We start from the raw sequence: 26,537 nt of genomic DNA, 5'->3' as shown, positions 1-26,537 counted from the left end.
GATGCGGCAGCGAACGGGCGGTGGCGTCGGGAAATCGACGTCACCGCCCGTGAACAGGCGCAACGGAGTGCGACCTCTCTCGCACGCCTAGCACCGAACCGACCCAGCGGGTCTGCGACACCGTCTTGCAGTTGCCCCGCTGCAGGAATTGCGCATTTCCTTCACTCCCCACCGCCGAACGGTACGAGACGGTAATGCTCTTGACCTTGACGCTTTTGCGGGAGCGCCCGCGAACTTCCTCCTGTACAAGCGGTGCTCCCCCGTAATCCTGCTGGTGAAATGCGGGTGATCGCGCCGCATTTACGAAAGCTACGCGACCCGGGATTCACGATCAAGAGACTTGAGGAGGCCTTGACGGTGTACCGACACCCGGCGGGGGTGGCGGCACGACCTGCGGCGTCTTGACGGCGGATGTCCCGTGCGATAAATGCGCCCATCGAGAGCACGGCGACATACGGCAGCGCCCCGCCGGACAGGAGTCCGGCGGGGCGCTGCGTCGCTCTACTGGGGCCCTGCGGGCGTCAGTTGTGCTTGGCGCGGGAGGCGGCGCGGGCGCGCTCGCGGGCGTCCAGGTTCACCTTGCGGATGCGCACGGCCTCCGGGGTCACCTCGACGCACTCGTCGTCGCGGCAGAACTCCAGCGACTGCTCCAGGGAGAGCTTGCGCGGCGGCACGATCGACTCGGTCACGTCCGCGGTCGAGGACCGCATGTTCGTGAGCTTCTTCTCCTTGGTGATGTTGACGTCCATGTCGTCGGAGCGGCTGTTCTCGCCGACGATCATGCCCTCGTACACCTCGGTGCCCGGGTCGGTGAAGAGCACGCCACGCTCCTGGAGGTTGGTCATCGCGAACGCGGTGACCGTGCCGGCGCGGTCGGCGACCAGCGAACCGTTGTTACGGGTCTGCAGGGTGCCGAACCACGGCTCGTGGCCCTCGTGGATGGAGTGCGCGATGCCCGTACCGCGGGTGTTGGTCAGGAACTCCGTACGGAAGCCGATCAGACCGCGGGAGGGCACGATGAACTCCATGCGGACCCAGCCCGAGCCGTGGTTGGACATGTTGTCCATCCGGCCCTTGCGGACGCCCATGAGCTGCGTGACCGCGCCCATGTGCTCCTCGGGCACGTCGATGGTCATGCGCTCGGTCGGCTCGTAGACCTTGCCGTCGACCTCCTTGGTGACCACCTGCGGCTTGCCGATGGTCATCTCGAAGCCCTCGCGGCGCATCTGCTCGACCAGGATGGCCAGCGCCAGCTCACCGCGGCCCTGCACCTCCCAGGCGTCCGGGCGCTCGGTGTCCAGCACGCGCAGCGAGACGTTACCGATCAGCTCGCGGTCCAGCCGGTCCTTGACCTGGCGGGCGGTGACCTTGCGGTCCTTGACCGCGGCCTTGGCGTCCGCGCCCTTGCCGGTGCCGCCGCGGCCGACCAGCGGCGAGGTGTTCGTACCGATGGTCATCGAGATCGCGGGCTCGTCGACCGTGATCAGCGGCAGCGCGACCGGGTTCTCCGGGTCGGCCAGCGTCTCGCCGATCATGATGTCGGGGATACCGGCGACCGCGCAGATGTCGCCCGGGCCCGCCACCTCGGCCGGCTTGCGGGTGAGCGCCTCGGTCATCATCAGCTCGGTGATGCGGACGTTCTGCACCGACCCGTCGCGCTTCATCCACGCGACGGTCTGGCCCTTGCGCAGCTCGCCCTGCTCGACGCGGAGCAGCGCGATACGGCCGAGGAAGTTGTCGGCGTCCAGGTTGGTGACGTGCGCCTGGAGCGGGGCCTCCTCGTCGTACTCGGGGGCCGGGGCGGTCTCCAGCAGCGTGGTGAAGAACGGCTCCAGGTTCGTGCTGTCGGCCGGGACGGTGCCGTCCTCCGGCTTGGTCAGCGACGCGACGCCGTCACGGGCGCAGGCGTAGACGATCGGGAACTCGATCTGGTCCTCGTCCGCGTCCAGGTCCAGGAACAGGTCGTACGTCTCGTCGACGACCTCGGCGATCCGGGAGTCGGGCCGGTCGGTCTTGTTGATGCACAGGATGACCGGCATCTTCGCGGCCAGCGCCTTGCGCAGCACGAAGCGGGTCTGCGGCAGCGGGCCCTCGGACGCGTCGACCAGCAGCACGACCGCGTCGACCATCGACAGACCGCGCTCGACCTCGCCACCGAAGTCGGCGTGGCCGGGGGTGTCGATGATGTTGATCGTGATCGGGTCCCCGCCGCTCTTGGGGTGGTATTTCACCGCCGTGTTCTTGGCGAGGATCGTGATGCCCTTCTCACGCTCCAGGTCGTTGGAGTCCATCATGCGCTCGTCGAGGTTCTCGGCGGCGTGCGCGGCGAAGGCTCCCGCCTGCTTGAGCATGGCGTCGACAAGGGTGGTCTTGCCGTGGTCGACGTGGGCGACGATGGCGACGTTACGAATGTCGTGGCGCGTGGGCATACTTGCGGCGCTTCTCCCGGATTGTGGATGACGGCGCGTACGGTCCGGCACGCGCGCCCGCCGGGCATCATCACGCCACGGCCTCACCCCATGGTACGGGGCTGGCGCGGCAACGGCCGCCCCAGCCCGTTCGCACCCGCCCTGACCTGCTACTTCTTATAGCCGATGTCCTGGTACCGAGGCGTCGCGAAGCCGAATGCGCCCACATTGGCCAGCTCGGACCTGGCCGCCACGAGCTGCGGCTGCCGGTACAGCGGGACCGACCCGGCGGCGGCCCAGATCCGCTGATCGGCCTGGGCGACGAGAGCGCGCGCCGCGTCCGGGTCCAGCTCGGTGGAGGCCTGGTCGAAGAGCTGGTCGATCCGGTCGGTGCCGACCCGGGTGTAGTTCTGCTCCACGGTCAGCGAGCCGTCCGCGGCGGGCCGGGGCTTGGCGTAGATGGGCCGGGCGTCGGTGGCCGGATAGGCGCTGCCGGGCCACGAGTAGAGCGCCAGGTCGTAGTCGCCGGACGCGATGTGGTCCGCGAAGTAGCTCTTGTCGGCCACCTTCTTGACGGTCGTCCGTACGCCGATCTTCATGAGCATTTCCGAGATCCGGTCGGCGACGGTGCGCAGCTGGGCGGTGCCGGGGCCGTCGGGGAGGACGAAGCGCAGCATGAGCGGGCGGCCGTTCTTCTTCACGAAGACGGCGCTCCGGCCGGCCGCCGCGTCGTCGTGGCCGCGCGCGTGCCGGCCGTGCTCGGCACCCTTGCCGTCTTTGTCGTTCTTTTCGACCTTTTCAACCTTATCGGCCTTGTCGGCCTTGTCGGCCTTCTCGTCGTGTTCTCCCGCTCCCCGGCCGTCCCCGGCACCGGGGGCGGCCATCCCGGCCCGCACGGCCCGCCCCGCAAGGGGTGCCTTCTCCTCCTGCGTGGCCCGGACCGCCTTCCGGTCCGTGCGCTCCGCGAGCGCCGCGAGGCGGTTCCGTTCGGCGGCGGCCGCGGCCTCGCGGGCCTGGACGGCGCTGACCGGGCCGGCCGGTCCGGTACCCGCGACGTCCCCGCCGGCCCCGGGCTTGGTGTCGTCCCAGCCCGCCGCGAGCGCGGTGGTCTGCTGCCGGGCGGCCTCCGCGAGGACGTCGGCCTCGTCCCAGGCGTCCGCGGCCCGGCCGCTCGCCCGCTCGTACGCGGCGTACGCGGCCGACTTGCGGTCCCCCAGGGCGCGGTGCCGGTCCGTACGGGCCGCCGCGTCGTACAGCGCCGCGCTCTGCCGCAGCAGGGCCGCGCGCTGGACGCCTGCCGAGCCGGCGCCGGTCAGCGTGGAGAGGGTGACGGGCGCCGTCGCGGCGGGCCGGCCGGCACCGGGGCCGCCATGCGGTCGGCCGGCCCCGTTCTGCGGGCCCGGCTGCCCGTTCTCGCCGTCGGTCCGGCCGGCGTCCGCATCGGACCGGCCCCGGTCGGCCTCCCGCTCGCCGGGCTGCGCGTCGGTCTGCTGCTCGCCGCCGGCCGCCGGCATGCGCCAGCCGGCGTCGGCCAGCAGCGCCTGGGCCGCCTGGGTGTCCTGGGCGCCCAGCGCGCCGCTGTTGTCGCGGTACCCGGGCTGCCCCGCCAGGAGGAGGTGACTGCCGACCGGCGCGGCGGGCAGTCGGAGCGGGTCCAGCACCTCCTTCGCCAGCGCGGTGCGGTCGATGGCGCGGGCCACCGCGCGGCGGACCCGCTCGTCGGTGAGCGGCCCCGTGCTGCCGTTCAGCGCCAGCTGGGTGAAGGAGGGCGAGAGGGCGCGGTGGACGGTGTAGTCGCGCAGGTGGGCGCGGCGGGCCGCGGCGGCGGCCGCCTCCTTGCGGCGCTTCGCCTCCGTCGTGCGCTCGGCCTCGCTGCCGCGGGCCTGCGCCTGGTGGCGCAGCGCTTCGGAGGAGACGGCGCCGCGCGGGGCGTCGTCCCCGACGGCGGCCTGCTGGTTCGTGCCGCGCGCCGTGGTGATCTCCTTGGCGGTGCCGCGGTCGACGGCCGCGACGTCGATCCGGCCCTCGGCCAGCGCCTTCGCCCGCTTCGCCACGGGCACGTCGGTGAGCACGATCTTCTTCAGCCGGGCCCGGCCGCCCCACCACCGCGGATTCCGTACGAGCGTGAGGGAGTCCTCGCGGCCGTCCTTCGCCCGTACCCGGAACGGCCCGGCGGAGAGCGCGAGCCCCTTCCGCGCGCCGTCGTTGAAGGCCGCCGGGGAGCGCATCACGTTCTTCGGGTACAGCGGGGTGAAGAGCGACTGCCAGTCGGCGTACGGGCGGGCGAAGACCACCTCGATCTCGCCGGGCCGCCCGCCGGCCCGGACCTTCTCGATCCGGTCGTAGCCGGCGTTGCGGGCGGTCCAGTAGGCGGCGTTCTTCCCGCGCAGCGCCTTCCACTGGGCGGCGAAGTCGGCCGCGGAGATCCGCCGGCCGTCGCTCCAGCGCGCGCCGGGGGCCAGGGTGTACCGCACGATCTGCCGCGGCTCGCGCTGGGTGACCTCGGCGGCCTCCAGGTAGTCGGCGTTGCGCTGCGGCACGCCGTTGGCGTCCAGGGTGAAGAGGGCCGGGAGGACCGCGCCCGCGACCGTGTCCGTGCTCGCACCGGCGTCCGCCTGGAAGGCGTTGAAGGTGCCGGGGAGCTCGTCCACGGCCCAGCGCACCGTACCGCCGTCGCGCAGCGTGGCCGCCGCCGCGGGGGCGATGTCCTGGCTGCCGGCCCCGGCGGCGGGGGCTTCGTCGTCCCCGCCGCAGCCGGCCAGCAGGGGCAGCGGGAGCAGCGCGCCCGCCGTGAGGAGGGCCACCCGGCGGCGCCCGCGGCCGGCCGGCCGGCCGCCGCCGACGCCCCGCGGTCCGACGTGGTCGGTCATCTCTGTTACCTCCGGGCTCGCCCGCGCGGCCGCCGCCGCTGATCACATTCGGCCGACTTTGCGGCTCATCACACCTATGGCCCGTCCACTGAAAACGACGGCGTGGGGCGCGGCACGGCGACACGGCGGCCGACTTCCCAAGGCCACCCGGTCGGCCCAACGGGGCGTGGATCGATCGGCGGCGCCCTGCTATGCGCCATCGTGACCCGGAATACGGCCCTATCCCTTCCCAACCGCGACTGTGACGCGCGACACTCGCAGGCGCATGAGATTGCCGACCGCACCCTCGGAAGTGAGGGCTCGTCATGTCCTTGCACGATGATCTGACGGCTGTGCAACGCAGCCTGGAGGACCTGGTCCGCTCGGTCGGGCGCCTGGAGCAGCAGGTCGGCGGCGGGTTGGAGATACGCCGGGTCCGCAGCGACACCGAGCACCTGCGCGAAAGCCTCGAACTGCTGCGTGCTCAGGCCGCGCCCGACGACCACGGCCGGCCGGTGCCGACCGCGGGACGCGCGGTGTCCGACATGGTGACCATCCCCGACGCGCCGTACGACGCCTCCCTGTGGACCGACGCCGAGGACGAGGGGCTGGGCGCACGCGACCGCCGGGCGCCGTAGGCGCACCGCTCGTGCCCGGCACCGCCCCCTCCTCGTCCGCCCCCACACCCAGCAGCTCCGCCTCAGGAGACCGACGTTGGCCACAGGCACCGAACCCACATCCACGACCGGCGCGAGCGGGGTGCACGGCCCCACTCGCGCCGCCATCCCCGCCCGTCACCTGCGCACCGAGCGCTGGTGGCTCTACCCGGCGAGCACCGCGGCCGGGCTGCTCGCGTTCGTCGTGTACTCGACCTGGCGGGCGTTCGCGAACGCCGACTACTACCACGCGCCGTACGTCTCGCCGTTCTACTCCCCCTGCCTCGCGGAGAACTGCGAGACCATGCGGGCCGGCCCCAACTGGGAGCTGTTCGGCGGCTGGTGGGGCCTGTCCCCCGCGCTGCTGATCCTGATCTTCCCGCTGGGCTTCCGGCTGACCTGCTACTACTACCGCAAGGCCTACTACCGCGGCTTCTGGGCCTCGCCCCCGGCGTGCGCGGTCGCCGAGCCGCACAAGAGCTACAGCGGCGAGACCCGCTTCCCGCTGATCCTGCAGAACATTCACCGGTACTTCTTCTATGCCGCGCTGCTGGTCGCGGGCGTGCTGACGTACGACACCGTCCTCGCCTTCCGCGACGAGAGCTACGCGTGGGGCCACATGGGCCTGGGCTCCCTGATCTTCCTCGTGAACATCGCCCTGATCTGGGCGTACACCCTCTCCTGCCACTCCTGCCGGCACATCGTCGGCGGGCGCCTGAAGCACTTCTCCAAGCATCCGGTGCGGTACCGGATGTGGGGCTGGGTGAGCCGGCTGAACGCCCGGCACGCGGTGCTGGCCTGGGCCTCGCTGATCAGCGTGGCCGCCGCCGACTTCTACGTCTACCTGTTGTCCGTCGGGGCCTTCGACGATCCGCGGTTCTTCTAGAGCTCCCAGGAAGGGTGCGCATTTTCATGACGCAAGTCGAACGGCAGGCCTGGGACGTGGTCGTGGTGGGCGCCGGCGGGGCCGGCCTGCGAGCCGCCATCGAGGCCCGCGAGCAGGGCATGCGGACGGCGGTGATCTGCAAGTCCCTGTTCGGCAAGGCCCACACGGTCATGGCCGAGGGCGGCATCGCGGCCAGCATGGGCAACGTCAACGAGGGCGACAACTGGAAGGTCCACTTCCGCGACACCATGCGCGGCGGCAAGTTCCTGAACCACTGGCGGATGGCCGAGCTGCACGCGCGGGAGGCCCCGGACCGGGTCTGGGAGCTGGAGACCTGGGGCGCGCTCTTCGACCGCACCCCGGACGGCCGCATCTCGCAGCGCAACTTCGGCGGGCACGAGTACCCGCGCCTCGCCCACGTCGGCGACCGTACGGGGCTGGAGCTGATCCGTACCCTCCAGCAGAAGATCGTCTCGCTGCAGCAGGAGGACGAGCGGGAGCACGGCGCGTACGACGCGCGCCTGAAGGTCTTCCAGGAGTGCACGGTCACGCGGATCTTGAAAGAAGACAGCCTGAAGGAGGGCGGCCGGGTCGCCGGAACGTTCTGTTACGAGCGCGAGTCCGGCCGGTTCTTCGTACTGGAGGCGCCGGCCGTCGTGCTGGCCACCGGCGGCATCGGCAAGTCCTTCAAGGTGACCTCCAACTCCTGGGAGTACACCGGCGACGGGCACGCGCTGGCGCTGCTCGCCGGGGCACCGCTGGTGAACATGGAGTTCGTGCAGTTCCACCCCACCGGCATGGTCTGGCCCCCGTCGGTGAAGGGCATCCTCGTCACCGAGTCGGTACGCGGCGACGGCGGGGTGCTGCGCAACAGCGAGGGCAAGCGCTTCATGTTCGACTACGTGCCGGACGTCTTCAAGGAGAAGTACGCGCAGTCCGAGGACGAGGGCGACCGCTGGTACGAGGATCCGGACAGCAACCGCCGCCCGCCCGAGCTGCTCCCCCGCGACGAGGTCGCGCGGGCCATCAACGCCGAGGTCAAGGCGGGCCGCGGCTCCCCGCACGGCGGCGTCTTCCTGGACGTCTCCACCCGCATGCCGGCCGAGGTGATCCGGCGCCGGCTGCCGTCCATGCACCACCAGTTCAAGGAGCTGGCGGACGTGGACATCACGGCGGAGGCGATGGAGGTCGGGCCGACCTGCCACTACGTCATGGGCGGCGTGGACGTCGACCCGGACACCGCGGCCGCGACCGGCGTCCCCGGCCTCTTCGCCGCGGGCGAGGTGGCCGGCGGCATGCACGGCTCCAACCGGCTCGGCGGCAACTCCCTCTCCGACCTGCTCGTCTTCGGGCGGCGGGCCGGGATGTACGCCGCGGAGTACGCCGCCGCGCTGGCGGCCGGCGAGCGGCCCGTCGTGGACCCGCGGGAGACCGGGGCCGCCGAGGCGGAGGCGCTGCGGCCGTTCAGCGCGGAGGACTCGGGCCTCCCGCACACCGGGCGGCCGGCGGAGAACCCGTACACCCTGCACCAGGAGCTCCAGCAGGCGATGAACGACCTGGTCGGCATCATCCGCCGGCAGCCGGAGATGGAGCAGGCGCTGGAGAAACTGGCGGACCTGCGGGTACGGGCCCGGCGGGCCGGGGTCGAGGGTCACCGGCAGTACAACCCGGGCTGGCACCTCTCGCTGGATCTGCGGAACATGCTGCTGGTCAGCGAGTGCGTGGCGCGGGCCGCGCTGGAGCGCAAGGAGAGCCGCGGCGGCCACACCCGGGACGACCATCCCGAGATGGACCGCCGCTGGCGCCGGGTCAACCTGCTGTGCCGGCTGGCCACGACCGACGGCCGGCCCGAGCTGCCCGAGGACCCCGCGCTCGCCCACATCCGGCTGGAGCGGCGCGAGATGCCGGCGATCCGGGACGACCTGCTGGAGCTGTTCGAGCGGGACGAACTGGCGAAGTACCTGACCGACGAGGAGCTGAGCTCGTGAGTTCGTACGACGCGCACTTCAGGGTGTGGCGGGGGGATGCGACGGGCGGCGGCCTCGGCGACTTCACCGTCGAGGTGAACGAGGGCGAGGTGGTGCTGGACATCATCCACCGGCTGCAGGCGACCCAGGCCCCGGACCTGGCGGTGCGCTGGAACTGCAAGGCCGGCAAGTGCGGCTCGTGCAGCGCGGAGATCAACGGCCGGCCGCGGCTGATGTGCATGACGCGGATGTCGGTCTTCGACCGCGCGGAGACCGTCACCGTCACCCCGATGCGTGCCTTCCCCGTCGTCCGCGACCTGGTCACGGACGTCTCCTTCAACTACGCCAAGGCCCGCGAGGTGCCGGCGTTCATCCCGCCCGCCGATCTCAAACCCGGCGAGTACCGGATGCAGCAGGAGGACGTGGGGCGGGCCCAGGAGTTCCGCAAGTGCATCGAGTGCTTCCTGTGCCAGGACACCTGCCACGTCGTCCGGGACCACGAGGAGAACAAGGAGGCCTTCGCCGGCCCCCGCTTCCTCATGCGCGTCGCCGAGCTGGACATGCACCCCCTGGACGCCGCGGCCGACGAGGGCCTGGACCGCAAGCGCGCCGCGCAGGAGGAGCACGGCCTGGGTTACTGCAACATCACCAAGTGCTGCACCGAGGTCTGCCCCGAGCACATCCGGATCACCGACAACGCGCTGATCCCCCTCAAGGAGCGGGCCGTGGACCGCAAGTACGACCCCCTGGTCTGGCTGGGGAAGACGATCCGCCGGCGCCGGTCGGGGTGACGGCCCCGCGCCGGGGCGCGCTGCTCAGAACAGGCTGAGCAGCGCGTCCGCCGGGTCCACCGGCTCGGCGTCGCCGTCGGGCAGGTCCAGCTCGAACCAGACGGTCTTGCCGCGGGGGGTGCGGCGGCTGCCCCAGCCCCGGCTGAGCAGGCCGACGAGCTGGAGGCCGCGGCCGCCCTCGTCGGTGTCCCGCGCGCGCCGCCGCCGCGGCTGCGCCAGGTCGGCGTCCCACACCTCGCAGACCAGGGTGCGGTCCAGCAGGAGGCGGAGCCGGATGTCGCCGTGGCCGTGCCGCAGGGCGTTGGTGACCAGCTCGCTGACCAGCAGCTCCGTCGTGTCGACCAGGGCTTCCAGGCCCCAGTCGGTGAGCTGGTCGCGGGCCAGTTCGCGGGCGCGGGCGACCGAGCGGGCCTCGGGGGCGAGGTTCCAGTCGCCGACCGCGTCCTTGGGCAGGCCGTGCACGCGGGCCATCAGCAGGGCGATGTCGTCCTCGCCGTGCCGGGTGTCCAGCGCGGAGAGCACGTGGTCGCAGGCGTCCTCCAGCGGCCGCCCGGCCGCCGACAGGGCCGCGCGGAACGCCTGCAGGCCCTCCTCCAGCGGATGGTCCCGGGACTCGACCAGGCCGTCGGTGTAGAGGGCGAGCAGCGCCCCGTCCGGCAGCTCGACCTCGGTCTCCTCGAAGGGCTCGCCGCCGACGCCCAGCGGCATGCCGGGCGGGACGTCGAGGAGCAGGGCGTCCTCGCCCTCCTCCACCAGGACGGGCGGCAGGTGGCCGGCGTTGGCGAACGTACATCGCCGAGTGACCGGGTCGTAGACGGCGTACACGCACGTGGCGAGGTAGACCTCGGAGAGGTCGGCGGCGCGGTCGGTGCGCCGGGAGCCCACATGGGCGCCCGCGCCCGCTTGCGCCCCGGCGTCCGCTCTGGTCTCCGCGCCGATGTCCGTCCCCGCGTGCTGCCCGGCGCCACCCGCGGCCCCGCGCCCGCGCGGGCCCGAGCGCGCCCCGCCGCCCGTGGCGCCGAGCCCGCGCGCGATCTCGTCGAGCGCCGAGAGCACCTCGGCCGGCTCCAGGTCGAGCAGGGCGAGCGTACGGACGGCCGTACGAAGTTCGCCCATGGCGACCGCGGCGCGCAGGCCGCGGCCCATCACGTCGCCGACGACCAGCGCGGTGCGGTGCCCCGGCAGCTCGATGACGTCGAACCAGTCGCCGCCGACCTCGGTGGCGGTCGTGCCGGGCAGGTAGCGGCAGGCGATGTCCAGGCCCGCGGCCTCGGGGTCGCCGGGCGGCAGCAGGCTGCGCTGCAGGATCAGCGCGCGCTCGTGCTCGCGGCGGTACAGCCGGGCGTTGTCGATGCAGACGGCGGCGCGCGCGGCCAGCTCCACGGCGAGCGCGGTGTCCCGTTCGCCGAAGGACTCGCTGCCCTTCGTACGGGAGAACTGCACCAGGCCGACGACGGTGTCCCGGGCGACCATGGGCACGGCGAGCGTGGAGTGCACGACGGCGCCGCCCAGTTCGGGCCGGTCGTCGGTCTCCCGGCCCGGGATGATCTGCGCCTGGGCCGTGCGGAGCGCGCCCGCGCAGGGGGAGTTGAACGGGAAGCGGTGCACGGCGCCGACCGCGACCGTGCCGTCGTCGTCCGCCGCGTCCCCGCCGGGCACCCCGCCGCTGCCGCCCTGGGGCAGCGGCCCGTCGGACACGGCGCTGGCGAAGGCGACCCGGCGCAGCTCGGCGCTGCCGTCGGCCATGCCGGGCGGCGCCTCGTCCCCGGCCAGCAGCCCTTGGTAGAGGTCGACCGAGGCCAGGTCGCAGAACTGCGGCACCGCGACGTCCAGGAGCGTGCGCGCGGTGGTCTCCAGGTCCAGGGAGTTGCCTATCCGCGCCCCGGCCTCGTTCAGCAGCGCGAGGTTCCGGCGGGCGTTGGCGGCCTCCCGCTCGGCGCGGCGGCGGCCGGTGACGTCGGAGGCGAGCGCGGCGACGCCGATGGGGCGGCCGCTGGCGCTGTGCAGCCGGTACAGCGACACCGACCAGCGGCGGCGCTCCTCCGCGCCGTGCGGGGTGCCGACCAGCTGCATCTCGGCGACCGGTTCGCCGGTCTCCAGGACCCTGCGCAGCGCGGCGTTGAGCCGGTCCGCTTCGGGGCGGGGGAGGTAGTCCTCGGGCGCCGCGCCGCAGAAGCTGTTGGGCGTGCCACCGAAGACGGTGGCGAAACGTTCATTGACCCGGCGCAGTCGCAAATCCGTGCCGAAGAGCATGAACCCTATGGGGGACTGTCCGAAAACCGCCTGCGCGGCGGCCAGGTCGGTCTCGATGCCGCGCAGCGCCCGTACGTCCACGACGAGGCAGACCGCGGCCCGCTCGCCCGACCCGGTCTCGGACGGCATGACGTAGATCTCGGCGAGGCCGTCGACGGGCGCTTCCGGGCCGGTGCGGTAGGGCACCAGGCCGGTCCACTCGCGGCCGTCGAGGATCTCGCTGACCGTGCGGTGGCCGGTCTCGCGCAGCTCGCGCGGGACGAAGGCCTCCACGGGGTCCTGGCCGATGGCGTCCTTGGCGGGGATGCCCAGCATGTCGGCGGCGCGGCGGCTCCACTGCTCGATACGGCCGTCGGGCCCCAGCGCGAAGGAGGCGACACGGATGTAGTCGTAGATCGATCCGGGCGCGCTGCTCTGCCAGACCGGCGGGCCGTCCGGCACGACCGTCCGGTCCGACCCATCCCTCATAGCAGGGTGTTCCTCACCCGCTGACATCTCGCTCACGAGCCCCGTCCCCTCCAGCTCATCGTGCCCGGACCGGACAGGCCGAGTATCCAGCAACACGGCTATCCGGAACACGGTCTTCACGATCACAGCACAGTCTCGATCGCAGGTCATCGACAAGATCTCGATGAATTCGCAACGATCGCGACCCACCCTGACTCATAACCAGCCATGGCGCGCTCCAACCTCCCCACCAGGCACGAAGCAGCGATTTCTGCTCACGGACCTCGAGGGGCGCGGCCGCCCGGCATGCCTCAGCCGGTCTCGGCGAGCTCGAACCACACCGTCTTACCGCTCCTGCCCCGTCGGGTGCCCCACCGGCGGGCGCTGCATGCCACCAGCTGCAGTCCCCGGCCACCTTCGTCGTCGGGCGCCGCCGTGCGCTCGCGGGGCGGGTCGGGCAGCGGGTCGGACACCTCGACGAGGAGGTCGCCCCCGCGCAGTCGGACGATGCGTACGCCGATCGGCCCGCTGGCGTACCGCAGGGAGTTCGTCACCAGCTCGCTGACCAGGAGGACGGCCACGTCCACCGCCGGCTCCAGGTCCCAGTCGTGCAGCGTCTCGCGGACCATGGCGCGGGCCGTACGGACCACGCCCGGCTCGGCGGGGAAGCTCCACTCGGCGATCGGGGGGACCGCTGCCGTGCCCAGCCGGCGGGCCTGCGACGCAGGAGAGCCCGGGGGTCCTGCCGCTGCGCTGTCGCTCACGCCGATCACTTCCCCAGCCCGGTGCGCCCCCGGCGGTTTGTGTATTTTGAGGGGGGTTAATCAGCACATACCCGATATCAGGGTTCGGTTATCGCCCCAAGAGGGTCATCAAGGTGCATCGTGGCGCGAACGGCGTAGCCGATCAGTCGAGCGCCCCCTGCCTCACGAGCCGCCGCACGGCCTCCGCCACGGCCGGCCGGTCCTGGTCCAGCCAGTCCACCGCCTCCTCCTCGCCGGGCGCCAGCCAGCGCAGCTCATCGTGGTCCTGCAACGGCCGCGGCGTACCGGAGACCAGCCGTACGGTCCACGCCTGGAGCACCAGCCCCGGCTTCAGCGGCCACTCCCCGGGAATGCGCGCCAGCGGTTCCACCGCCACGCCCAGCTCCTCGCGGAGCTCCCGCACGAGCGCCTGTTCGGGCGTCTCACCCGCCTCGACCTTGCCCCCGGGCAGCTCCCAGCGGCCGGCCAGCTCCGGCGGCGCACTCCGCCGCGCGGCCAGCAGCCGCCCCTGGTCCAGTACCGCTCCGCCGACCACCACACGCACCGCACTCATGCGCCGCAGCCTATGCGGCCGTCCTCCCCTCCCCCGCCGGGCCCTGGGGCCTCAGGCGGTGGCGCGGTCCACCCGTTCGACCACGTAGAGCCGTTGATGTCGCCGGTCGTCGAGCCGGTCGGCGACCTGTTCCGCCTCCGCGCGGGTGGCGTACCGGCCGACGCGGTAGCGGTTGCCGTTGTCGTCCTCGCGGATGACCAGCCACGGCAGTACAACGCCACTGTCGGTCATCGCGCTCCTCCGTCCGCCGTCCTGCGCGCGGTGGCGCGCCCCTCCTGCACTAACACCGAAAACCCGTTCCGCATATGCCCGAGCCTACGCCCGACCTTCACGCACCGGATACGTCTTTGCACAAAGAGACACCGAACCGGCCATGCCACCGTCCACATGCGGGTACCTGCCTCACTCGCGTCGCGGGCGGACGGCTCCGGAGACCGGAAAAGCCGGCCGCCCGGCACCGAGAGGTGCCGGGCGGCCGGGCGGCGTACGGGCGGCGGCTCAGACGCCGGCGCCGACCTTCGCGGCCGGGCCGCGGCCCTCGCCGTCACCGTCGGTGGCCGCCTCGCGCTCGGCGGCGGCCAGCGCCTCGGTCTCGGCCTCGACGAGCGAGGGGTTGCGCCAGGAGCTGCGGACGCCCCAGTAGTAGAACGCCAGCGCGAGCACCACGACGACGGCGAGGTCCACGCCCTGCGGGATGAACCCGCGGCCGCCGAACTCCGTGCCGCCGCAGTACGACACCGCGGCCATGACGAGGAGGTACGCGACCACCCAGGCGCCGGCCTTCAGGTGCGGCTTGAGCTCGGCCCACGGCTTGCGCAGCTCGTACCAGGCCCAGACCGGCAGGCCGACGGCCATGATCAGGATGACCTTGCCGGTGAGCGGCCAGCGGCCCCAGTACAGGACCAGCGAGCCGAAGACCATGGCGATCGGCGCGATGACCGGCATGGCGCGCAGCTTGACCGGGCGCTTGAGGTCCGGCGAGAGGCGGCGCAGCGACATCACGGCGACGGGGCCCGTGATGTAGGAGATGACCGTCGCGATGGAGACGATCTCGGCGAGCGAGCCCCAGCCGCGGAAGACCGCGAGGAACAGGAACGCGATGACCAGGTTGAGGACCAGGGCCGGGCGCGGCACGCCGGTCTTCTTGTCGACCTTGCCGAAGATGCCGGGCAGGTGGCCGTTCTCCTGCACGCCGTGGATCATGCGCGAGGTGGTGGCGGCGTAGATCATGCCGGTGCCGGACGGGGAGATGAAGGCGTCCGCGTACAGCAGCATCGCCAGCCAGTTCAGGCCCCAGGCGAGCGAGAGGTCGGCGAGCGGGGAGTTGAAGCCGAGCCCGGCCCAGCTGCCGGCCTTGGTGAGGTCGGCGGCCGGGACGCCCATCAGGAAGGCGACCTGCAGCGCCAGGTAGATGACCAGCGCGATGACGATCGAGAGGATGACCGCCTTGGGCAGCGACTTGCCGGGGTTGCGCGCCTCGGCCGCCATGTTCAGCGGGGACTGGAAGCCGTTGTAGGCCCAGACGATGCCGGAGAGGGCGACGGCGGTGAAGACGGCGCTCCAGCCGTTCGGCGCGAAGCCGCCGAAGTGCTTCACGTTGCTGGTGTCGAAGTGCGCCAGCATCAGCGCGCCCGCGGTCATGATCGGCACGACGACCTTGAAGACCGTGATCGCGGTGTTGGTCTTCGCGAACAGGGTGATCGCGAACCAGTTGAGGAAGAAGTAGAAGATCAGCAGGACGCTGGCGACCGCGACGCCGGAGCCGGTCAGCTCCTTGCCGTCGTACAGCGCCCGCGCCCAGTCGAACTCCCACGAGCTCATGTACTGGACGGACGCGGTCGCCTCACCGGGGATGACGGAGACGATCGCGATCCAGTTGGCCCAGGCGGCGAGGTAGCCGGCCAGCGAGCCGTGCGAGTACTGGCCGTACCGGACCATGCCGCCGGCCTTGGGGAACATCGCGCCCAGCTCGCTGTAGGTGAGGGCGATGGTGAGGGCGACGATCGCGCCGATGACCCAGGCCAGGATGGCGGCAGGGCCGGCGATGGCGGCGGCCCGCTCGGCCCCGAACAGCCAGCCGGAGCCGATGATCGACCCAAGTCCCGTGGCCGTCAGGGCGATGGTCCCGAGGGACCTGCGGTAGTTCGAGTGGGAGCCCTGCTCCGCGCTCGAGGTCTTCGGCGTGCTCAACGTGCTTGGTCTCCTGATCTTCCCCCACGGCCGTGCACAAACTTCGCCATCGTAAAAGCGAAACGGAAGATCAGAATCCAAGGTTGGGTCAAATACCCCTGTCCACTGAGGGGGTGTGAGTTTTTCAACATCACCGCCCGCCCGGCAAATGCGGACAAATATCCCTAGAAGGGAGTGCCCGAGCGGGATGTTACGTGCCGGTACGCACGGTGAGCGGCGGAAGTTGGGCATTGCGGCGCATTGCGACGCCTGCCGGCCTCCTCACTTCACGGGCAGGTGGTACGCGACCCGGTGCCGGTCGGCGAGCATGACCACGTCGGCGGTCTCCACGGGGCGGCCACCCGCGTAGTACGTCCGCGAGACGACCAGGACCGTGTGGCCCGGCACCCCGCCCAGCGCCATGGCCTCCTCGGCCAGTCCCGGCCGCGCCCCGACCTCCTCGACGACGTTGTCCACGATCACGTCGATGGCGGCCATCCGCTCGACCACGCCGCGCCCGGCCAGCGGCCCCTCCTCGGGCAGCATCACCGGCGTCCGCCCGGTCACCTCCAGCGGCTCCCAGGAGGTGGAGAGCATCATCGGCTCGCCCTCGGTGCGGAAGAGGTAGTGGGTGCGCATGACCCGCTCGCCCGGCCTGATGCGCAGCCGGTCCGCGATCGCCTCGCTCGCCTCGTCCTGCTCGCTGCTGGACTCCCAGGTGCCCTTGACCTTCTCGTCCGACTGCTCCTGGCGGAACGGGGTCGCGCCGGCGCCGGTGCGGTAGCCGGCGCGGGCGACCCGGCGCTGCGCGGGGCGCTCCCGGACGTACGTGCCCGATCCCGAGCGGCCCTCCACCAGTCCTTCGGCCATCAGCACCTTGCGCGCCTCCAGCGCGACGGTGTCCGAAACGCCGTACTCCTCGCGGATACGGGCCTGTGAGGGGAGGCGAGTGTGCGGCGGCAGCACACCGTCGACGATCTTCTGACGCAGGTCACCGGCGACGCGGAGGTACGCGGGCTGCTCACCGAAAGGCACATGCCCTCCCAAGGGCTTGACAGTCAGCAACAGCGTGGCAACCCACCGTTGTCACCCGCAAGCCTGGGCCAGCTATTCACCCGATGTGATGAAACGCAGCTCAGCAGGCATACGGGCGAGGTCGTTCGCGCCCCGGCGTGCACCCCGGACGCGCGCCGGCGCTCCCGCGAGCGACCGGCCCCGGCTCGTCTCACGCGCCTCCCGCGTCCTCCCTCTCCTCACTTCCGCATGTGCATCCGCACACGCGTCCTCAAGTGCAGCCGCATCCGCACCATTCGCCCCTCCCGTGACCCCCTTGCGACCGGCGAGGATCGGCCGCGCCGCACAGGCCGGTTTCCGGCCATCTCCCCAGGGCCCCATGGGAGGATCGGCGCAGGCGTACGCCGCCGTCCGCACGCCGTTCAGGGAGTCGGCGCACGCGTGCGCCGTCCCGGGAAAGGAGCCCCCGTGCCCGCACCCGAACCCACCGCCTCCGGCCCGGCCGGACTCGCCCCGCTGCCCGACGACTGGGAGCGCGCCCTGGCGATCGTCGCCCACCCCGACGACCTCGAATACGGCGCGGCCGCGGCGGTCGCCGAGTGGACGGACGCCGGCCGCGAGGTCACGTACCTGCTGGTCACCCACGGTGAGGCGGGCATCGACGGGCTCGGCCCCGACGAGTGCGCGGTGGTCCGCGAGGCCGAGCAGCGGGCGAGCGCGGCGGCGGTCGGCGTGCAGAACGTGGAGTTCCTGCGCCACCCGGACGGCGTCATCGAGGCCGGGCTGCCGCTCCGCCGCGACCTGGCAGCGGCGATCCGCCGGCACCGCCCGGAGCTGCTGCTCACCATCAACCACCACGACACCTGGGGCGGCGTGCACTGGAACACGCCCGACCACCGGGTGGTCGGGCGTGCGGTCCTGGACGCGCCGGGTGACGCGGGCAACCGCTGGATCTTCCCCGAACTGTTCGCGGAACACGGGCTCGCGCCTTGGAACGGCGTGCGCCGGGTGGCGGTCGCCGGCTCGCCGCACCCCACGCACGCCGTCGAGGTCGGCCCCGGCATCGAGCGCGCCGTCGCCTCGCTCGCCGAGCACCGCACCTACATCAAGGGCCTCGGCAGCGGGACGGAGGACCCGGAGGCGTACGCCCGCGAGTTCATCGAGCGGATGCTCCGAACGGCGGGCGACCGCCACCACGGCCGCCCGGCCGTCACCTTCGAGGTGTTCCCGCGCTGAGCGCTTTCAGGAACGCCGCCGGCCTTCCCGGGTGGCCGTCGTCTCCTCCACTGACGTGACGACGGCCGCCAGGTCCGCGCTCGCGAGGAGCAGCGCCACGGTGCGTGCGGCGATCCGGTCGAGCCGCTGCTGCAGGATGCGCCGCGTCTCTTCCAGGCCGTCGAGCCGGTGCAGGGAGCCCATGATCTCGCGCACCGCCGGGATGCCGTGACCGCTGCCGCGGAGGGCCGCGACGATGCGGGCCGCCCCGATGGCCTGCGGACCGTAGCGACGGGCGCGCAACGACGTCACCCGCTCGGGGCTGACGAGCCCTTCCTGCTCCCAGAAGCGCAGGGTCGAAGGGCGTACTCCGAGCGCCGCGGCGAGCTCCGTGATCGTCATCGCGTCGGTCTCCCGGTCGCACCCGGGAACGTCCGCCTCGGCGCTGATCGCACGCAGCGCTTGCTGAGCGCGCAGCGCCTCGTCGCGCTCCCGCGCGAGCCGGACGTGGACCGCGCCGACCGCCGAGGCCGCCTCCGCGAGTGTCGCGGTGCGCAGCTCCGGGAGCAGTTGCCGGGCCGCGACCGGCCCGACGGCACTTGCGAGTCCGCGATACGCCCGCAGGGCGTGCACGTGGACCGGCGCGTAGGAGCGGTAGCCGTTGCCCGATCGGGGGGCCGGGGGAAGGACCCCCAGCCGTTCCAGGTCGCGCACCTGCTGTACCGAGTACCCCGTCTCTCTTGCGACGTCGGCCGTCCGGAGCGGACCGTCCGCCGGCTCGTCCGTCATGCCGACCCCACATAAGCACTTGAAGCTGATGCTTGAACCATGAGTATGGAGCAGATCATCGCGATCGTGCGGGGCCTCGACGGCGCGCTCGTGGTTCTCCCGGCGCCGGGCGGCGACTTCCCCGAGCTCGCGTGGGGGGACGCGTTCTTCTACTACGCCCCCGACGGCCGCGTGCCCCGGAATGTTCAGCCGTACGGGACGATCGTCACGAAGAACTACCCCGGCGACGAGGCCTCCGACCTCGATCCTCCGGGCCGCTGGCGGGTGAACGTCCAGGTCGGCCGTGCGGTGTTCCGGCAGCTCACCGGGGAGGAGCCGGGTGACGGCCGCCCCCGCGACCACACGGCCGCCGACAGCGTGCTGCCCCATCCGCTGTACGGCGCGCTCGGTTGGGTGTCCGTCGTCAACCCCGGCGGGAAGACGACGGACACGGTCGTACGCCTCCTGCGCGGCGCTCACGACGCCGCCCGCACCCGGTTCGAGCGGCGGCACGGACCGGGGCGGTCACCGGACTGACAGAACGATTCGACATGAATCGACATGAATCGACATGAGTTGACAGGAGTTGACATGAGCTGACCTGAGTTGACGTTGCGTCAGGCGCTGCGGGGCGCGTCCCGCAGCAGTCCTCGTACCGTTGCCAGCGAGCGGCGCGACTCGTGTGTCCACACGGCGCTCACATACACGTGCTCGCCCGCCGGCTCGAAGGTGAACGTCCCGCCGTTGCCGGCCGCCGCCAGCCGCTCGGCCAGCAGTCGCGCGTCGGCGGCGAAGAGGTCCCGGCCGCCCTGGAAGACGTGCACCGGGGGCAGTCCGGTCACGTCGGCGAACTGCGGGCTCAGCAGCGGGTCGCGCGGGTCGGCGCCGTTCGCCCACAGCCGCCCCGCCTCGATCAGGTCGTCGGTGCGCAGCAGCGGGTCGAGCGGTTCGAGGGCGGGCAGCGCGGGGTGGGACATGGTGAGGTCCAGCCACGGCGAGAACAGCAGCACCTGGCGGGCCCGGCCGGCGCCCGTGTCCCGGTACGCGACGGCCTGGCCGAGCGCGAGGCCACCGCCGGCCGAGTCGCCGGCGAGCGTGACGGCGCCGGGCCCCGACTCGGCGCACAGGCCTTCGTACACCTCGCGGAGCAGGGCGTACGCCTGCCGCGCGTCGCCCTCGGGCGCGAGCCGGTAGAGCGGGACGGTGAGGGTGACACCGGTGTCCTTGGCGGCGTGCTGGAGGAGCCACCAGTGGGGCTCCTGCAGCGGGAAGGCGTACGCGCCGCCGTGCGTGTAGAGCAGGTGGCGGCCGGTGGCCCCGCGCCGCGGGGTGAGCCGCAGGACCGGGCACCCCGCCACCACCGAGCGGGTGACCGCGTAGCGGGCGCGCAACGGGGCGGGGACCGGTGCGGCCTCCGGGGCCGGTGCCTCCGCAGTGGTCTCCCGCGTCCCCGCCATCCGTCACGTCATCCCTTCGCCGTCCCTCTCGCCGCGGCCCCGTCCGGCGCCTCCGCCACGGGCGCGGCCCCGGTGTCCGCCCCGGCGGCGTCCTCGACGGCATCCTTCGCGCGGCCCGCCGCGGTGTCCAGGAACTCCGCCGCCAGCGCGACGAATTCAGCCGCCCGTTCGATCTGTGGCATGTGCCCCGTGGCCGGGAAAAGATGACTCCGGGCGTGCGGCAGCGCGGCCACCGCGGCGTGGAAGTGCTTCACCGGCAGGACCCGGTCCGCGTCGCCCCAGACGACCAGGGTGGGCACCCGGGCCGCCGCGGTCCGGGCGAGGAGGGTGCGGCGCCAGCCGGGGTACGACCCGAGGACGGGCACGCCCAGGCTCAGCAGCGTGGCGGTGAACGTGGCCCGGAAGTCCGGCTGCCGGCCGACCTTCCCCGCGTGCCGGATCATCTCCTCGGTGGCGTGCCGCGGGTCGTGGAACAGGTCCCGGTTGACCTGGATGCCGGCTTCCGTGGCCCGCGCCCGGAAGCGCTTCCCGACCCCGGGCAGCGCGGCCAGCACCGCGTACCCCATCGAGCGCAGCGAGAGGTTGGCCTCGCGCCCGAAGCCGGCGCTGTTGGCGAGCACGAGGGTGGCCACCCGGTCCGGGTGGCGCGTCGCGACGGTCATGGCGACCGCGCCGCCGAGCGAGTTGCCCATCAGGTGCACGGGCCGCCGCTCGCCCAGCGCGTCGAGCACCCCGACCACGGCCCGCGCGAAGGCGGCGAGCCCCGCGCGGTCCTTCATGCGGCGGGTCAGCCCGAAGCCAGGCAGATCGGTGCTGATCACCCGGTACCCGCGCGCGGCGAGCAGGTCGTGGCTGAACTGCCAGTCCTCCAGGCTGCGGGCGATGCCGTGCAGCAGCACGACCGGCGGGCCGGCGGCGGGGCCGCTGACGCGTACCCGGACGGGGTGCCCGCCGACGTCCGCGTACGTCGTGTCGGCGGCGGTCACCGGGTGGCCTCGGCGGGCGTGTGCGCCGGCGTCCGGCCCGGCGCGTGCCCGGGCGCGCGATCCGGTGTCTGCCGCCTGCCGGGCACCGCCGCGCGGGGCGTGGGCCGCAGCGTGCGCCGGAGGTTGGTGCGCATCGTCGTGGCGGCGTCCAGCACGTAGTTCTGGCGTACCTTCCACGGGCCGCGGTCGCCCTGGCGCGGGAAGGCGTCGATGGAGCGCTTGACGTACCCGGCGGCGAGGTCGAGCAGCGGGCGCTCGGCGAGCGGCCCGCCCGGCTCGGGCACCACGGCCGCGTAGTCGTTGCGGTCCATGAAGTTCAGGACCTTGCACACCAGCCGCGAGGTGAGGTCGGCGCGGAGCGTCCAGGAGGCGTTGGTGTAGCCGATGCAGACGGCGAAGTTCGGTACGCCGGTCATCATCGCGCCGCGCCACACGAACTGCCGGGACAGCTCGACCGGCTCCCCGTCGACCCGCGGCGCGATGCCTCCGAAGGCGAGCAGCTGCAGTCCGGTGGCGGTGACGACGACGTCCGCTTCCAGCACCTTCCCGGACTTCAGCCGGATGCCCTCGGGCACGAAGGTGTCGATGTGGTCGGTGACGACCTCGGCCCGGCCCTGCTTCAGCGCCTTGAAGAGGTCGGCGTCCGGAACCGCGCACAGCCGCTGGTCCCAGGGGTTGTACGAGGGCGTGAAGTGGTCCCGCACCGCCTGCTCGTCCTTCAGGACGCGGGTGTTCAGCCGGGTCAGCAGCTTCCGCGCGGCCTGCGGGCGGCGACGGCAGAACTGGTAGAAACCGATGCCGAAGAGGATGTTCTTGGTACGGACGGCGCGGTGGGCCACGCCTGCCGGCAGCGCGCTCCGCACCTTGTCCGCGATCCTGTCCCGGCCCGGCACGGCGCTGATCCAGGTGGGCGTGCGCTGCAGCATCGTGACCCGCGCCGCCCGGCCCGCCATCGCCGGCACGAGCGTGACGGCGGTGGCCCCGCTGCCGATGACGACCACGCGCTTGCCCGTGTGGTCCAGGTCCTCGGGCCAGAACTGCGGGTGCACGACCGTCCCGGTGTAGCTCCCGATGCCCGGGAAGTCCGGCGCGTGCCCGCGCTCGTAGTCGTAGTACCCCGCGCAGGAGTACAGGAAGTCGCAGGTCAGCGTGGTGCGTACCGGCTCTCCCGGCGCGCCTTCCGGCCGCCGCTCCACGGTCAGCGTCCACCGCGCGTCCGCGGTCGACCAGTCCGCCGAGACCACCTTCGTGCGGTAGTGGATGTGCCGGTCGATGCCGAACTCGGCGGCCGTCTCCTTGATGTACCGCAGGATCGAGGGCCCGTCGGCGATGGACTTCGCGTCCCGCCACGGCTTGAAGGGGTAGCCGAGCGTGAACATGTCGGAGTCCGAGCGGATGCCCGGGTACCGGAAGAGGTCCCAGGTCCCGCCCATGGACTCGCGGGCCTCCAGGAGCGCGTACGACCGGCCGGGGCACTCGGTCCGGAGCCGGTAGGCCGCGCCCACGCCGGACAGTCCGGCGCCGACGATCACGACGTCGAGGTGCGCGGGGAGCGGGCGCTCGGCGGCCTCGCCCGCGGAATCCGGACGCGGGGAGGCCGGGCGCTCGGGGATCGGCTGCGAGCCGGCGGAAATCGTCATGGTCCCAGTCTGCGGAACGGCACCCCGGCGTTCTTGACTCCGTACGACACGTATTTGACCCTGAACGACATGTCAGCGAGCAGCACGACCGCGTCCGGGCCGCCATGTCGGTGATCCGATCGGCCGGGCTGCGCGGCTTCCGTGCCACGGTCGCCGAGCTGGGCGGCGACGCCGAGGAGTACGCCCGGGCCGCCGGGCTCCCCGTCGCGGCCCTCGACACCGACGACCTGCTCGTCGACGACCTGGCCATGACCCGGGTGCTGGAGCTGGCGGCCGCCGGACTGGACCGCCCCGACCTCGGCCTGCGCGTCGCGACCCGCCAGGACTTCGGCATGCTCGGCGCGCTCGCCCTGGCCATCCAGCACTCCCCCACCGTCGCCGACGCCCTCGAATGCACCTCGCGCTACCTCTTCGTGCACGCGCAGGCCCTCAGCCTCACCCTCGAACCCGACCCGTACGGCACCCCCGGCATCGCCGCCCTGCGCTACGGCCCGCACCCCGGCCTGCCGGCCCCCGTCCAGGGCACCGACCTGGGCCTCGGCTTCCTGCACCGCGCGATCCGGTTCCTCGTCGACGGGCCCTACGGCCTGCGCACCGTCGAGCTCCCGTACCGCCCCGCCGCGCCCCTCTCCGTCCACGAGGAGTTCTTCGGCGCCCCCGTACGCGTCGACCGCCCCGCCGCCCTGCTCCGCGTACCGAAGAGCCTCGGCGACCGGCCGCTCGCCGGCGGCGACGAACACCTCCGGCGGCTCGCACTGGCCTTCCTCGCCGAGCAGGCACCGGACGACCGCGCCGGCCTCGTCCCCCGCGTGCGCGGCGCCGTCCAGCAGTCGCTGGGTACGGCGCCGCCGGACATCGGCGCGGTGGCCCGGCTGCTCAGCATGCACCCGCGCACCCTCCAGCGGCGGCTCCGCGAGGAGGGCACGACGTACGCGGCGATCCTCGACGACGCGCGCCGCCAGGCCGCCCGCCACTACCTCACCGGCACCGCCCTCCCCATGACCCAGATCGCCGCCCTCCTCGGCCTCTCCGAACAGTCGGCCCTCACCCGCTGCTGCCGGCGGTGGTGGGGCGTGCCGCCCACCGAGGTGCGAAGGGGCGGCGCGGAGGCCGATGCCGGGCAGCGGTGAGTCTCTGTCGCGCACGGTCAAGTTCTGCGGGGCCGCCGCCCGGCAGACTGGTGCGCCCGGACAGCCCAGCGACCTCTGGAGGAGCCCATGCCCGCCGCCCTCGCGCCCTACCGCTTCGCCGGTGGTACCGCCGTGCTGACCGGAGCCGCCAGCGGCATGGGCGAGCAGCTGGCGTACGGTCTCGCCGCACGCGGCAGCGGCCTGGTCCTCATCGACCGGGACGCGGACCGGCTGGCCGCCGTCGCCGACCGGATAGCCGAGGACCGCCCGACCCTGCCCGTCGACACCCACGTGGCCGACCTCGCGGACACCGCGGGGCTGGACGCGCTCGTCGCCCGCATCACCGCGGCGCACCCGCGGATCACCCTGCTCGTCAACAACGCGGGGGTGGCGCTCGGCGGTCGCTTCGAGCAGGTGACGGCCGAGGAGTTCGACTGGGTCATGGCCGTCAACTTCCGCGCCCCGGTGGCCCTCACCCGCCTCTTCCTCCCGCACCTGCTGCGTTCGCCCGGCAGCCACATCGTCAACGTCTCCAGCGTCTTCGGGCTGATCGCGCCGCCCGGCCAGACGGCGTACGCCGCCAGCAAGTTCGGCCTGCGCGGCTTCAGCGAATCCCTCCGCCACGAGTTGGCCGGCCGCGCGACCGGGGTCACCACCGTCCACCCCGGCGGCATCCGCACCCGGATCGCCGAGACCGCCCGGCTGGCCGCCGGAACCACCGAGGCCGAGGCCCGCGCGGGCAAGGAGAGCTTCGCGAAGCTGCTGTCCTACCCCGCCGACAAGGCCGCCGAACAGATCCTGGCCGCCGTCCGCACCCGCCGCGCCCGCCTCCTCATCGCCCCCTCCGCCGTCGTCCCCGATCTGCTGTCCCGCCTCTTCCCCACCTCGTACATGACGGTCCTGGACCGCCTCCGCTCCTCAGCCGCCACGGTCCGGCCCGCACGCGGGGCGAGGGGCGGCCGGGTCAGGAGTGGCCGGTAACGGGCGGGGCGCCGCGCGCAACGCGCCGCCTCACCGCTCCCCACCGCCGTACTTCGCCGTGTACGTGCGGGCGATCTCGAGCTGCTCGCGCTCCATCCACGGCGCGGCGGCCAGCACGTCCGGCAGTGCGGTGCGCTCGGTCGTCACAGCGCGGAACAGCCGCCCGACGGTCACCTCGTGCGCGGGCCGGCTCACCACCTCGACCGGGTCCCCGGCGCGGAACTCCCCGGGCCGTACGACGCGCAGCATCACCCCCGGCGAGCCGGCGTGCGTGAACCGCGGCAGCCAGCCCTTCTCGCCGAGCCAGCCGGCGAACGTACGGCACGGGATCCGGCCGCCGGTCACCTCCAGCACGACCTCATCCCCGATCCGCCACCGCTCGCCGACGAGCGCGTCGCGCAGGTTCATGCCCACGGTGGTGAGGTTCTCGCCGAACGCCCCGTCGGCGAACGTCCGCCCCAACTCCCGCCCCCAGTCGTCCAGTTCCTCCCGGGCGAACGCATAGACGGCCCGGTCGTCACCCCCGTGGAACCGCAGGTCGCAGACCGCGTCCCCGGCCACCCCGCTCGCCCCCACCCCGGCCGGCCCCGGCGCCGCCACCCGCACGGGCCCGGACACCGGCCGCTTGTCGATACCGGTCGTCCCGGACGGCGCGTCGGTGTACTCGACCGCCTTCGCCGCCCCGACATTCACACTGAGGATCTGCATGCCTTGAACCTATGCCGCCGCAGGCCCCCTCCCGGCGCCGCCCGGCGCTCCACGGCCCGGACTCCCGGGCCGCCAGGAATTGCAGGGTCTCCAGGGGCTCACGGCGAGGCCGAACATTCCGGTTACGGTCCGGGACACCGTGCCGCCCGGCAGCCACACGCAGAACAGCCTCTCCACTCCGGACATGTCCCCATTAGGCACTTTCGACCCCGTACCGCTCATGTCACAGGAGAGCTACGCCCCCTGGCCCTCGATTGCACCGCCCATACCGTCTTGATAGACATGACTCCGCTTATTTAGCCGTCCAGCCCGGCAGGGGGAGCCAGATGAAGTTCGACATGGGAGCGCAGACGCTGTCGACGCTGCAGACGAAGTCGCGGGGGTCGAGCGAGGACCTCGGCGGGCTGATCCGTCAGCTGGTGGATGCCGCGGCGCCGCTGGAGGGCAAGTTCAACGGTTCGGGCAAGGCGGCCTTCGACCAGTTCAAGGCCCGTTCCGACGAGATCGCCGCGTCGCTGCAGAGTTCGCTGTCGGCCATCCTCGGCGGCCAGAAGGGCATGGACTCGGCGTTCAGCTCGGGTGACCAGGAGCACGGCGACAACGCCCGCCAGCAGATGTCGGCGGCCAACTTCGACGCGGCGCGCTTCGGCGGCCGCTGAGCCACAGGGAGTCCGGCCCGCCCTCCCACCGGGACGGGCCGTTGACCCTTCGATCCTTCGACGGGCCCCGGCAGCCGGGGCGTCGAGCTGATGGAACTTACGGGGAGTGAGTGTTGATGGGTGCTGCGGGTCAGGACCGTCGTTCGTACGACACGGGTGCGTCGGCGGATGCGCAGGGCAATATCCAGACGGTGATCGCGCGGCTGGAGCAGGTGATCACGGCGCGCGACGGTCAG

Annotated in this window: 22 protein-coding genes; 9 read left to right on the top strand and 13 right to left on the bottom strand. The window is 72.7% G+C overall.

What is annotated here, in order from left to right; translation table 11 throughout:
• Positions 1-521: 521 nt before the first annotated feature.
• Positions 522-2,429 carry a translational GTPase TypA gene (gene typA / locus IF20_RS25450; RefSeq protein WP_052867660.1) on the bottom strand — a complete coding sequence of 636 codons (1,908 nt, stop codon included), beginning with the start codon at positions 2,427-2,429 and terminating at the stop codon, positions 522-524.
• A 149-nt stretch (positions 2,430-2,578) separates the two neighbouring features.
• Positions 2,579-5,278 carry an ABC transporter substrate-binding protein gene (locus tag IF20_RS25445; RefSeq protein ID WP_052867659.1) on the bottom strand — a complete coding sequence of 900 codons (2,700 nt, stop codon included), beginning with the start codon at positions 5,276-5,278 and terminating at the stop codon, positions 2,579-2,581.
• A gap of 305 nt (positions 5,279-5,583) precedes the next feature.
• On the opposite strand from IF20_RS25445, the gene IF20_RS25440 reads away from it, so the two are divergent.
• From IF20_RS25440 to IF20_RS25425, 4 genes are all read left to right on the top strand, one after another.
• Complete coding sequence (locus tag IF20_RS25440; protein ID WP_052867658.1) at positions 5,584-5,895, top strand: hypothetical protein; 312 nt, start codon at positions 5,584-5,586, stop codon at positions 5,893-5,895.
• 76 nt (positions 5,896-5,971) lie between these two features.
• On the top strand, positions 5,972-6,799 hold the full coding sequence (locus IF20_RS25435) for a hypothetical protein (protein WP_052867657.1): 828 nt from the start codon (positions 5,972-5,974) through the stop codon (positions 6,797-6,799).
• 26 nt (positions 6,800-6,825) lie between these two features.
• Entirely contained in the window at positions 6,826-8,787 is a 1,962-nt protein-coding gene (locus tag IF20_RS25430; RefSeq protein WP_052867656.1) for a fumarate reductase/succinate dehydrogenase flavoprotein subunit, read from the top strand.
• Complete coding sequence (locus IF20_RS25425) at positions 8,784-9,557, top strand: succinate dehydrogenase/fumarate reductase iron-sulfur subunit (protein ID WP_052867655.1); 774 nt, start codon at positions 8,784-8,786, stop codon at positions 9,555-9,557. The genes IF20_RS25430 and IF20_RS25425 overlap by 4 nt, the downstream gene beginning before the upstream one ends.
• Positions 9,558-9,581: 24 nt before the next feature.
• Here IF20_RS25425 and IF20_RS25420 read toward each other — a convergent pair whose 3' ends face one another.
• The 6 genes from IF20_RS25420 to IF20_RS25395 form a co-directional block, all read right to left on the bottom strand.
• Complete coding sequence (locus IF20_RS25420) at positions 9,582-12,278, bottom strand: SpoIIE family protein phosphatase (RefSeq protein WP_052867654.1); 2,697 nt, start codon at positions 12,276-12,278, stop codon at positions 9,582-9,584.
• A gap of 290 nt (positions 12,279-12,568) precedes the next feature.
• Positions 12,569-12,964, bottom strand: coding sequence for an ATP-binding protein (locus IF20_RS25415; protein ID WP_234426823.1), 396 nt, complete (start codon positions 12,962-12,964; stop codon positions 12,569-12,571).
• A 199-nt stretch (positions 12,965-13,163) separates the two neighbouring features.
• A complete protein-coding gene (locus IF20_RS25410) occupies positions 13,164-13,574 on the bottom strand; it encodes a (deoxy)nucleoside triphosphate pyrophosphohydrolase (protein ID WP_110944537.1) in 411 nt (136 codons plus the stop codon).
• 51 nt (positions 13,575-13,625) lie between these two features.
• Positions 13,626-13,805 (bottom strand): SPOR domain-containing protein, encoded by a 180-nt coding sequence (locus IF20_RS25405; RefSeq protein ID WP_052867652.1) that lies wholly within the window; start codon positions 13,803-13,805, stop codon positions 13,626-13,628.
• Between the two features lie 267 nt (positions 13,806-14,072).
• The gene (locus tag IF20_RS25400; RefSeq protein ID WP_052867651.1) at positions 14,073-15,764 is read right to left on the bottom strand and encodes an APC family permease; all 1,692 of its coding nucleotides are present in this window, start codon (positions 15,762-15,764) and stop codon (positions 14,073-14,075) included.
• 261 nt (positions 15,765-16,025) lie between these two features.
• The gene (locus IF20_RS25395; RefSeq protein WP_052867650.1) at positions 16,026-16,778 is read right to left on the bottom strand and encodes a GntR family transcriptional regulator; all 753 of its coding nucleotides are present in this window, start codon (positions 16,776-16,778) and stop codon (positions 16,026-16,028) included.
• A 447-nt stretch (positions 16,779-17,225) separates the two neighbouring features.
• Between IF20_RS25395 and IF20_RS25390 the strand changes: the two genes are divergently transcribed.
• Entirely contained in the window at positions 17,226-17,993 is a 768-nt protein-coding gene (locus IF20_RS25390) for a PIG-L deacetylase family protein (RefSeq protein WP_052867649.1), read from the top strand.
• A gap of 6 nt (positions 17,994-17,999) precedes the next feature.
• Here IF20_RS25390 and IF20_RS25385 read toward each other — a convergent pair whose 3' ends face one another.
• Positions 18,000-18,761 carry a MerR family transcriptional regulator gene (locus IF20_RS25385; RefSeq protein ID WP_052867648.1) on the bottom strand — a complete coding sequence of 254 codons (762 nt, stop codon included), beginning with the start codon at positions 18,759-18,761 and terminating at the stop codon, positions 18,000-18,002.
• 45 nt (positions 18,762-18,806) lie between these two features.
• Here IF20_RS25385 and IF20_RS25380 point away from each other — a divergent pair, with 45 nt between their 5' ends.
• Entirely contained in the window at positions 18,807-19,277 is a 471-nt protein-coding gene (locus IF20_RS25380) for a DUF6194 family protein (RefSeq protein ID WP_052867647.1), read from the top strand.
• An 80-nt stretch (positions 19,278-19,357) separates the two neighbouring features.
• On the opposite strand, the gene IF20_RS25375 is transcribed toward IF20_RS25380, so the two are convergent.
• Genes IF20_RS25375 through IF20_RS25365 form a run of 3 tightly spaced genes read right to left on the bottom strand, consistent with a single transcriptional unit; the run spans position 19,358 to position 22,823 of the window.
• On the bottom strand, positions 19,358-20,197 hold the full coding sequence (locus IF20_RS25375; protein ID WP_052867646.1) for an alpha/beta hydrolase fold domain-containing protein: 840 nt from the start codon (positions 20,195-20,197) through the stop codon (positions 19,358-19,360).
• 8 nt (positions 20,198-20,205) lie between these two features.
• Positions 20,206-21,183, bottom strand: a complete 978-nt coding sequence (locus IF20_RS25370) for an alpha/beta fold hydrolase (RefSeq protein WP_110944535.1) — start codon at positions 21,181-21,183, stop codon at positions 20,206-20,208.
• Complete coding sequence (locus tag IF20_RS25365) at positions 21,180-22,823, bottom strand: flavin-containing monooxygenase (RefSeq protein WP_110944534.1); 1,644 nt, start codon at positions 22,821-22,823, stop codon at positions 21,180-21,182. The genes IF20_RS25370 and IF20_RS25365 overlap by 4 nt, the downstream gene beginning before the upstream one ends.
• A gap of 104 nt (positions 22,824-22,927) precedes the next feature.
• Here IF20_RS25365 and IF20_RS25360 point away from each other — a divergent pair, with 104 nt between their 5' ends.
• Both IF20_RS25360 and IF20_RS25355 read left to right on the top strand, forming a co-directional pair.
• Positions 22,928-23,953 carry an AraC family transcriptional regulator gene (locus tag IF20_RS25360; protein WP_052867645.1) on the top strand — a complete coding sequence of 342 codons (1,026 nt, stop codon included), beginning with the start codon at positions 22,928-22,930 and terminating at the stop codon, positions 23,951-23,953.
• Between the two features lie 87 nt (positions 23,954-24,040).
• On the top strand, positions 24,041-24,934 hold the full coding sequence (locus IF20_RS25355) for an SDR family NAD(P)-dependent oxidoreductase (RefSeq protein WP_052867644.1): 894 nt from the start codon (positions 24,041-24,043) through the stop codon (positions 24,932-24,934).
• Positions 24,935-24,964: 30 nt separating this feature from the next.
• Here IF20_RS25355 and IF20_RS25350 read toward each other — a convergent pair whose 3' ends face one another.
• The gene (locus IF20_RS25350; RefSeq protein WP_052867643.1) at positions 24,965-25,642 is read right to left on the bottom strand and encodes an MOSC domain-containing protein; all 678 of its coding nucleotides are present in this window, start codon (positions 25,640-25,642) and stop codon (positions 24,965-24,967) included.
• Between the two features lie 326 nt (positions 25,643-25,968).
• Here IF20_RS25350 and IF20_RS25345 point away from each other — a divergent pair, with 326 nt between their 5' ends.
• The gene (locus tag IF20_RS25345) at positions 25,969-26,301 is read left to right on the top strand and encodes a hypothetical protein (RefSeq protein WP_052867642.1); all 333 of its coding nucleotides are present in this window, start codon (positions 25,969-25,971) and stop codon (positions 26,299-26,301) included.
• The last annotated feature ends 236 nt before the right edge of the window (positions 26,302-26,537 follow it).

Origin of the sequence: Streptomyces niger (assembly GCF_000718305.1) — a bacterium.
GTDB lineage: Bacteria > Actinomycetota > Actinomycetes > Streptomycetales > Streptomycetaceae > Streptomyces > Streptomyces niger.
The sequence above is the reverse complement of the archived record's forward strand: the minus strand, read 5'-3'. Positions and strand labels throughout refer to the sequence as shown.

What these genes read in the sequence shown, in the direction of transcription:
- typA (WP_052867660.1), bottom strand. Translation starts at nt 2,429, where the DNA reads ATGCCCACGCGCCACGACATTCGTAACGTCGCCATCGTCGCCCACGTC.
- IF20_RS25445 (WP_052867659.1), bottom strand. Translation starts at nt 5,278, where the DNA reads ATGACCGACCACGTCGGACCGCGGGGCGTCGGCGGCGGCCGGCCGGCC.
- IF20_RS25440 (WP_052867658.1), top strand. Translation starts at nt 5,584, where the DNA reads ATGTCCTTGCACGATGATCTGACGGCTGTGCAACGCAGCCTGGAGGAC.
- IF20_RS25430 (WP_052867656.1), top strand. Translation starts at nt 6,826, where the DNA reads ATGACGCAAGTCGAACGGCAGGCCTGGGACGTGGTCGTGGTGGGCGCC.
- IF20_RS25420 (WP_052867654.1), bottom strand. Translation starts at nt 12,278, where the DNA reads ATGAGGGATGGGTCGGACCGGACGGTCGTGCCGGACGGCCCGCCGGTC.
- IF20_RS25410 (WP_110944537.1), bottom strand. Translation starts at nt 13,574, where the DNA reads ATGAGTGCGGTGCGTGTGGTGGTCGGCGGAGCGGTACTGGACCAGGGG.
- IF20_RS25405 (WP_052867652.1), bottom strand. Translation starts at nt 13,805, where the DNA reads ATGACCGACAGTGGCGTTGTACTGCCGTGGCTGGTCATCCGCGAGGAC.
- IF20_RS25385 (WP_052867648.1), bottom strand. Translation starts at nt 18,761, where the DNA reads ATGACGGACGAGCCGGCGGACGGTCCGCTCCGGACGGCCGACGTCGCA.
- IF20_RS25380 (WP_052867647.1), top strand. Translation starts at nt 18,807, where the DNA reads ATGGAGCAGATCATCGCGATCGTGCGGGGCCTCGACGGCGCGCTCGTG.
- IF20_RS25375 (WP_052867646.1), bottom strand. Translation starts at nt 20,197, where the DNA reads ATGGCGGGGACGCGGGAGACCACTGCGGAGGCACCGGCCCCGGAGGCC.
- IF20_RS25365 (WP_110944534.1), bottom strand. Translation starts at nt 22,823, where the DNA reads ATGACGATTTCCGCCGGCTCGCAGCCGATCCCCGAGCGCCCGGCCTCC.
- IF20_RS25360 (WP_052867645.1), top strand. Translation starts at nt 22,928, where the DNA reads ATGTCGGTGATCCGATCGGCCGGGCTGCGCGGCTTCCGTGCCACGGTC.
- IF20_RS25355 (WP_052867644.1), top strand. Translation starts at nt 24,041, where the DNA reads ATGCCCGCCGCCCTCGCGCCCTACCGCTTCGCCGGTGGTACCGCCGTG.
- IF20_RS25350 (WP_052867643.1), bottom strand. Translation starts at nt 25,642, where the DNA reads ATGCAGATCCTCAGTGTGAATGTCGGGGCGGCGAAGGCGGTCGAGTAC.
- IF20_RS25345 (WP_052867642.1), top strand. Translation starts at nt 25,969, where the DNA reads ATGAAGTTCGACATGGGAGCGCAGACGCTGTCGACGCTGCAGACGAAG.